This is a genomic window from Mesorhizobium sp. M7A.F.Ca.CA.002.04.1.1 (assembly GCF_004022805.1).
GTDB lineage: Bacteria > Pseudomonadota > Alphaproteobacteria > Rhizobiales > Rhizobiaceae > Mesorhizobium > Mesorhizobium ciceri.
The window spans coordinates 1-5,745 of the sequence record NZ_RZPL01000347.1 but is presented as its reverse complement, the minus strand read 5'-3'; the positions used below and the strand labels follow the sequence as shown (position 1 = coordinate 5,745).

Annotated in this window: 9 protein-coding genes and 1 pseudogene; 4 read left to right on the top strand and 6 right to left on the bottom strand. The window is 60.9% G+C overall.

Annotation, left to right across the window (positions count from 1 at the left end; genetic code table 11):
• The 3 genes and pseudogenes from ENZ75_RS18510 to ptsN all read left to right on the top strand — a co-directional run.
• A pseudogene (locus tag ENZ75_RS18510) lies at nt 1–313 on the top strand (RNA polymerase sigma-54 factor); the annotation flags it as partial.
• A 265-nt stretch (nt 314–578) separates the two neighbouring features.
• A complete protein-coding gene (gene raiA / locus ENZ75_RS18505) occupies nt 579–1,163 on the top strand; it encodes a ribosome-associated translation inhibitor RaiA (RefSeq protein ID WP_013529588.1) in 585 nt (194 codons plus the stop codon).
• Nucleotides 1,164–1,284: 121 nt separating this feature from the next.
• Nucleotides 1,285–1,749: a PTS IIA-like nitrogen regulatory protein PtsN gene (ptsN, locus tag ENZ75_RS18500; RefSeq protein WP_013529589.1), complete on the top strand. Its 465-nt coding sequence runs from the start codon at nt 1,285–1,287 to the stop codon at nt 1,747–1,749.
• A 92-nt stretch (nt 1,750–1,841) separates the two neighbouring features.
• Here the strand turns inward: ptsN and ENZ75_RS18495 are convergent, their stop codons facing one another.
• The gene (locus tag ENZ75_RS18495) at nt 1,842–2,096 is read right to left on the bottom strand and encodes a DUF1150 family protein (protein WP_013529590.1); all 255 of its coding nucleotides are present in this window, start codon (nt 2,094–2,096) and stop codon (nt 1,842–1,844) included.
• A 65-nt stretch (nt 2,097–2,161) separates the two neighbouring features.
• Nucleotides 2,162–2,587, bottom strand: a complete 426-nt coding sequence (locus ENZ75_RS18490; RefSeq protein ID WP_013529591.1) for an Hsp20 family protein — start codon at nt 2,585–2,587, stop codon at nt 2,162–2,164.
• 315 nt (nt 2,588–2,902) lie between these two features.
• On the opposite strand from ENZ75_RS18490, the gene ENZ75_RS18485 reads away from it, so the two are divergent.
• A complete protein-coding gene (locus ENZ75_RS18485; protein WP_063170333.1) occupies nt 2,903–3,847 on the top strand; it encodes a nucleoside hydrolase in 945 nt (314 codons plus the stop codon).
• Nucleotides 3,848–3,883: 36 nt separating this feature from the next.
• Here ENZ75_RS18485 and ENZ75_RS18480 read toward each other — a convergent pair whose 3' ends face one another.
• From ENZ75_RS18480 to ENZ75_RS18465, 4 genes are all read right to left on the bottom strand, one after another.
• Nucleotides 3,884–4,261 carry a hypothetical protein gene (locus tag ENZ75_RS18480; protein ID WP_063169006.1) on the bottom strand — a complete coding sequence of 126 codons (378 nt, stop codon included), beginning with the start codon at nt 4,259–4,261 and terminating at the stop codon, nt 3,884–3,886.
• A gap of 3 nt (nt 4,262–4,264) precedes the next feature.
• On the bottom strand, nt 4,265–4,585 hold the full coding sequence (locus tag ENZ75_RS18475) for a hypothetical protein (protein ID WP_013529594.1): 321 nt from the start codon (nt 4,583–4,585) through the stop codon (nt 4,265–4,267).
• A 101-nt stretch (nt 4,586–4,686) separates the two neighbouring features.
• Nucleotides 4,687–5,301 (bottom strand): LysE family translocator, encoded by a 615-nt coding sequence (locus ENZ75_RS18470; RefSeq protein WP_013529595.1) that lies wholly within the window; start codon nt 5,299–5,301, stop codon nt 4,687–4,689.
• 112 nt (nt 5,302–5,413) lie between these two features.
• The coding region (locus ENZ75_RS18465; RefSeq protein WP_245481172.1) for an amidase family protein at nt 5,414–5,745 on the bottom strand (332 nt) is incomplete at its 5' end.

Sequence of the window (5,745 nt, the reverse complement as noted above, 5' to 3'; positions counted from 1 at the left end):
GGTCACAGCCAATAAATACATGCTGACGCCGCGCGGCGTGTTCGAGCTTCGCTACTTCTTCACCGCCTCGATCGCCGCATCGGGCGGCGGCGATGCGCACTCCTCGGAAGCCGTGCGTGACCGCATCAAGCAGTTGATCGACGAGGAGAAGCCCGTCGACGTGCTTTCCGACGATGCAATCGTCGACATGTTGCGCGAAAGTGGCGTCGACATTGCAAGGCGTACGGTCGCCAAGTACCGGGAAGGCATGAATATCCCCTCCTCGGTGCAGCGCCGGCGCGAGAAACGTGCGATGGCCAGCGCCGGGCGCTGAGGCGGGTCGATTTTCCACAAGCCAGCACTTCATTGACAAGCCGCGGTGAACTGGCTAGAAGCCCGCCCGCATGAGACGGGCTAGATGCCCGCATGCGGATGGTCCGTCACGACGTTGGCCTCGGGACGGTCAAAGGGCGGCTTGTGATCAACCGGAAAGTCTGGATTTAAAATCGGCGCAAGTGACGCCGCAAAGCTTGTGCGCACGGATCACGAGTATAAACTCGGGCCAGTTTGAAGCCTGAGCAAGGAAGGTCAGTTTTCAGATGAATCTGCGCATATCGGGAAAACACATGGACATCGGCGATGCGTTTCGGACACGCATCAACGATCGTGTCGGCGAAGCGATCGGCAAATATTTCGATCGCGGCTTTGCCGGACATGTCACGGTCATCAAATCGGGTTCGCGCTATTCGGCGGATTGCATGATCCGGCTGGATTCCGGCGCTTCGCTGCAGGCCACCGGCGATGCCCAGGATCCGACGCTTGCCTTCGAGGCGGCGGCGGACCGTCTGGAAACCCGCCTGAGGCGCTACAAGCGCCGGCTGAAATCGCACAATTCGGGCGCCGCCAACGGCCAACCGACCGACATAGCCTACACGGTGATGGCGCCGCTTGCCGATGACGACGAGGACATTCCGGAGAATTTCGCGCCGGCCATCGTCGCCGAATCAACCATGACGCTGAAGACCATGTCGGTGGCGTCGGCGGTCATCGAGCTCGACACCAAGGACAGCCCGGTCTTCGTCTTCCGCAACGCGGGAACCGACCATCTCAACATCGTCTATCGCCGACCCGATGGAAATATCGGTTGGATCGACCCGTCGACGACCAAGGTCGCACAAGCGTGACGACAACGGTCGCACGGTGACGACAAGGGTCGCACGGTGACGACGAGGTCGCACTGGGATAAGAGCCGGCCGCACGAGGGGTGAGGACTGGTGACGGCAGGCGAACAAGGGATTTTCAAGCATGGATCTGAGCGATCTTATCAACGTTCCGGCGATATTGCCGGCGTTGAAGGCGAACTCCAAGAAGCAGCTGCTGCAATTGCTGTCCGAACGGGCGGCGGCGATTTCCGGCATTCCGGAGCGGGAGGTGTTCGACACCATCCTGCAGCGTGAGCGGCTGGGTTCGACCGGCGTCGGCAACGGCATCGCCATCCCGCACGGCAAGCTGGCCGGCGTGAAGCGCATCGCAGGTGTTTTCGCCCGGCTGGAGACGCCTGTCGATTTCGAATCGCTGGACGATCAGCCCGTCGATCTGGTGTTTCTGCTGCTGGCGCCGGAAGGGGCGGGTGCCGATCACCTCAAGGCACTGTCGCGCATCGCGCGAGTGCTGCGTGACGCCGACACGGTGGCCAAGATCAGGGGTACGCGCGACGCCGCGGCTATCCACGCGCTTTTATCGGACACCCAGGCCTCGCACGCGGCCTGATTTTTCTGGTGAGACGAACTTCAAGGGCCGCCACGGGCGGCCCTATGCGTTTGAGCCTGCTGGTCGCGCCTAACAGGGCGGCGCGCTGGGTCTTAGTGGATGGCGACCGTGGTCAGGTCGTTTTCCATGGCACCGGCCAGTGCGCGGTCACGCGCGTCGGAAAGCAGGATCGGCTGGCCATTGGCTGCAAACAGCGCCCACAGTTCCATGCCGGGAGCGATTTCGCCGAGATTGGGGAAACGGCCGAGCAATTCGTCGCTCGAGACCTTTCTGAGATAAGCGACCGAGCCCTCGCCGAGATGAGCGAATTCGCCATTGGTCATGGTGATAGTTTCAGTTCTGGTCATTTCAAAGCCTCCTTGGCGCGAGGACGCCGCTCAAGGCCATCCCGCATGAGAGCCATCGGTAAAGATCAGTCTTTCACCGATATGTTTATTTTCCGTACCAGCCGTTCGGACTCCGGCCGATCGAGGTCGATCGCCAAAAGGCCGTTCTTCAACTCCGCTGCGATCACCCGCATGCCGTCGGCCAGCACGAAACAGCGCTGGAACTGGCGCGCGGCGATGCCGCGATGAAGAAATTCGCGCTCGGTGTCGTCGGTCTGACGGCCGCGCACGACCAACTGGTTTTCCTCCGTGGTGACATCGAGATCGCTTTCGGCGAAACCGGCGACCGCCAATGTGATGCGCAACCTTTCGGTTTTGCCGTCGGCGCCGCTGAGGCGTTCGATGTTGTAGGGAGGGTAGCTGTCACCGGACTTCGCCAGGCGTTCCAGGGTCTTTTCCATGGCGTCGAAACCAAGCAGAAGCGGGCTGGAAAAGGGCGTCATTCGGCTCATGTTACACTGTCCTCTCAAGAGCGACATAAAGTGGAAAAACCCAGATGGCATTTTTCCCGATGGCCTTGATATGGTCCGCCCCGCGACCAAGTTCAAGCCGTCAACAGACCCGCCCAAAAAGACCAGGCCGTGGACTCACAGGAATGACAGACATGGCGCTTGAAACGGCGAGCAGATGCAAGGAAAAGCGCGCGGGTCGGGATTGTCTTCCCCGGTCGAGCGGTTCGGCCTGGCAGCTCGCGGCCGCTTCGGCGTCATTTGGATGTTCCGATCGGATCGATGCAAGTCCACGACCTCGCCAAACAAGGAATTGAAATGCCCCAGTCACGCAAGATCATCATCGACACGGATCCCGGCCAGGATGATGCCGTCGCCATATTGCTGGCGCTCGGCAGCTCCGAACTGGAGATCGTCGGCATATCAGCCGTTGCCGGCAACGTGCCGCTGAAGCTTACCGAAAAGAATGCCCGCAAGATCTGCGAGCTGGCCGGCCGCCCGGACATCAAGGTCTATGCCGGTGCCATCCGGCCCCTGACGCGCGAACTGGTCACCGCCGAGGAAGTGCATGGCAAGACCGGCCTCAACGGTCCGCAATTGCCCGAACCGACGATGAAGCTGCAGGACCAGTACGCGGTCGATTTCATCGTCGAGACGCTGATGAGCGAAGAAAGCGGCACGATCACGCTTTGCGCGCTCGGCCCGCTCACCAACATTGCGCTGGCGCTGATCCGCGAGCCGCGCATCGCACCGCGCATCAAGGAAATCGTGCTGATGGGCGGCGGCTTCTTCGAAGGCGGCAATGTCACACCGACCGCCGAATTCAACATCTATGTCGACCCGCAGGCCGCAGATGTCGTGCTCAAATCCGGCATTCCGATCGTCATGATGCCTCTCGACGTCACCCACAAGGCGCTGACCACCGCCAAGCGCACGCAGGCCTTCCGCGCGCTGGGCACCAGGGTCGGCACCGCCACCGCGGAGATGTTGGAGTTCTTCGAGCGCTTCGATGAAGAGAAATACGGCACCGACGGTGGCCCGCTGCACGATCCTTGCGTCATCGCCTATCTGTTGAAGCCGGACCTGTTCAAGGGCCGCAACTGCAACGTCAGCGTGGAAACCGCCTCGGAACTGACCATGGGCATGACCGTGATCGACTGGTGGGGCGTCACCAAACGGCCGAAGAACGCCATGGTGATGCGCGACATCGACCATGATGCGTTTTTCGCCTTGCTGGTGGAGAGGCTGGGGCGGCTTAACTGACCGTCAGAACAGAACTGAACTTGTGAGCACGCGTCTTCACTCATTGAGAAACCGATAGGTGTCTCCGCCGCGCTTATGATGTTGCCGCTCGATGGGGATGACCGAACCGACAAGGTGCGGCATCCCCACTTCATCATCGATGGATGTCACCGCGCTGTTGCCATCAAGGCGGACATCGTATGTGTAATACAGCCCGCGCCCGGCAGCCATCTTCGGATTGATGGGCATTAACCTCACATACTCGATAGTGCCCATCACACTCTGAGTTGCCACAACCGGATTGTCCTGGTTCATCGCAATCGGGATCAGCGCCGCCAGGGGCAGTGCGCAGAAGAATACGACACCAATGACTGCGTCTCGGTATTCTGCCTGAAACAGAAGCAGGCGGTTTCTGAGAGAAGATACTGTTGCCATGATTCAATTCACGAATCGGTAGAAGACGAAGCCATTGTCGCGCGTGACGCGTTCGATGTTTGTGCGCGAGCCGATCAGATGCGGGTGATCGTCATCGATAAGGACAGACGAACCGTTCTCGATAGAAACCAGATATATGCCGCGGCCATGGTCCAACCGGACACTTTCGACGTTTGCCTCGACTGTGTCGACCGATCGGATCGGGCTGGCGTCGTTGATCCATTTGTTTGCCGCCAACATGATCATAACCGCAAACGCACCAATAAAGAGGATCACGCCAGGCGCGTTCCTCTTCAAACCATCCCAAGTCCAAAAGACAGACATGAATCCCTCAAGCCAGATTCATGTGGTGGTGGGACAGCACACTTTCAATCTGTTGCCATTCCAGGGTGCTGCAACTCCTTGCGGCGCCGGCTCGGCCGCCTTTACTTCGACCGCGAAAACGCCAGCCACAGGCCGCCGCCGACCATGAAGCTGCCGCTGATCCTCGACAGGAGTTTGATGCGGCCGGCCGACAGCAGGCGCCCGGCGCGGCCGGCGGCCAGCGCGTAAGTCGAATCCGAGAAGGCGGCGAAGATCATGGCGGTCAGACCCATGACGGCGATCTGCAGCGAGTAGTTGCCTTGCGGCGAAATGAACTGCGGAAAGAAGGCGCCGAAGAAAATCAGCGTCTTGGGGTTGCTCAGCGCCACCAGCAGGCCCTGCAGGAAGAAGCCGCCGCGCGGCTTTCTCGCTGTTCCATCGGCATTCAACGTGCCCTTGGAGCGGAACATCTGCACACCCATCCAGATCAGATAGGCCGCGCCGATCAGTCGTACCCACTCGAACCAGTGGCCCATGCCTGCGATCAGCGTGTTGAGGCCGATGCCGACGATGGCGATCATCACGGCAAGCCCGGCCTGCGTGCCGGCGACGTTGGCGAGGCCGGCGCGCGAGCCATGGCGGATGCTGTTGGCAATGATCAGCGTGACCGTCGGACCGGGCACCAGGATAATGACGATGCAAGCGAGGACATAGGCGGCGTAGAGTTCGAGCGACATGCTTTTTCCCCAGGAATACCGCCGAGGCGGCGCGGCTGAGGATAATCAATGCATGGCGGCGATAGCGATGCAAGCCGGTGCGCGAAGCGCCGCGGCCGCCAACGCGTGCGATTCAGGCGCCGGCCGGCCAGGGCAGTGTTGCCTCATAGGCGGCCGCCGCCTTGAGCACGGCAAGGTCGCCGCGTGGCCGGCCGATCAGCTGCATGCCCATCGGCCGCCCTCTATCGTCGAAGCCGACCGGCACATTGGCCGCCGGGCAGCCGCCCAAGGTCGCGAAGGCGGAAACCTGCATCCAGCGGTGATAGCTGTCCATTGTGCGTCCGGCGACCTCACGCGGCCAATGCGTATCGATGTCGAAGGGGAAGACCTGCGCTGTCGGCAGCGCAATCAGATCATAGCGGTCGAAGATCGACAGCAGCGTGCGATGCCAGGACGTGCGGATGA

Excerpts from the sequence above, each read along its gene's own strand:
- ENZ75_RS18470 (WP_013529595.1), bottom strand. The coding sequence starts at position 5,301 with ATGTCGCTCGAACTCTACGCCGCCTATGTCCTCGCTTGCATCGTCATT.
- ptsN (WP_013529589.1), top strand. The coding sequence starts at position 1,285 with ATGGATCTGAGCGATCTTATCAACGTTCCGGCGATATTGCCGGCGTTG.
- ENZ75_RS18495 (WP_013529590.1), bottom strand. The coding sequence starts at position 2,096 with ATGACCAGAACTGAAACTATCACCATGACCAATGGCGAATTCGCTCAT.
- ENZ75_RS18480 (WP_063169006.1), bottom strand. The coding sequence starts at position 4,261 with ATGGCAACAGTATCTTCTCTCAGAAACCGCCTGCTTCTGTTTCAGGCA.
- ENZ75_RS18475 (WP_013529594.1), bottom strand. The coding sequence starts at position 4,585 with ATGTCTGTCTTTTGGACTTGGGATGGTTTGAAGAGGAACGCGCCTGGC.
- ENZ75_RS18490 (WP_013529591.1), bottom strand. The coding sequence starts at position 2,587 with ATGAGCCGAATGACGCCCTTTTCCAGCCCGCTTCTGCTTGGTTTCGAC.
- ENZ75_RS18485 (WP_063170333.1), top strand. The coding sequence starts at position 2,903 with ATGCCCCAGTCACGCAAGATCATCATCGACACGGATCCCGGCCAGGAT.
- raiA (WP_013529588.1), top strand. The coding sequence starts at position 579 with ATGAATCTGCGCATATCGGGAAAACACATGGACATCGGCGATGCGTTT.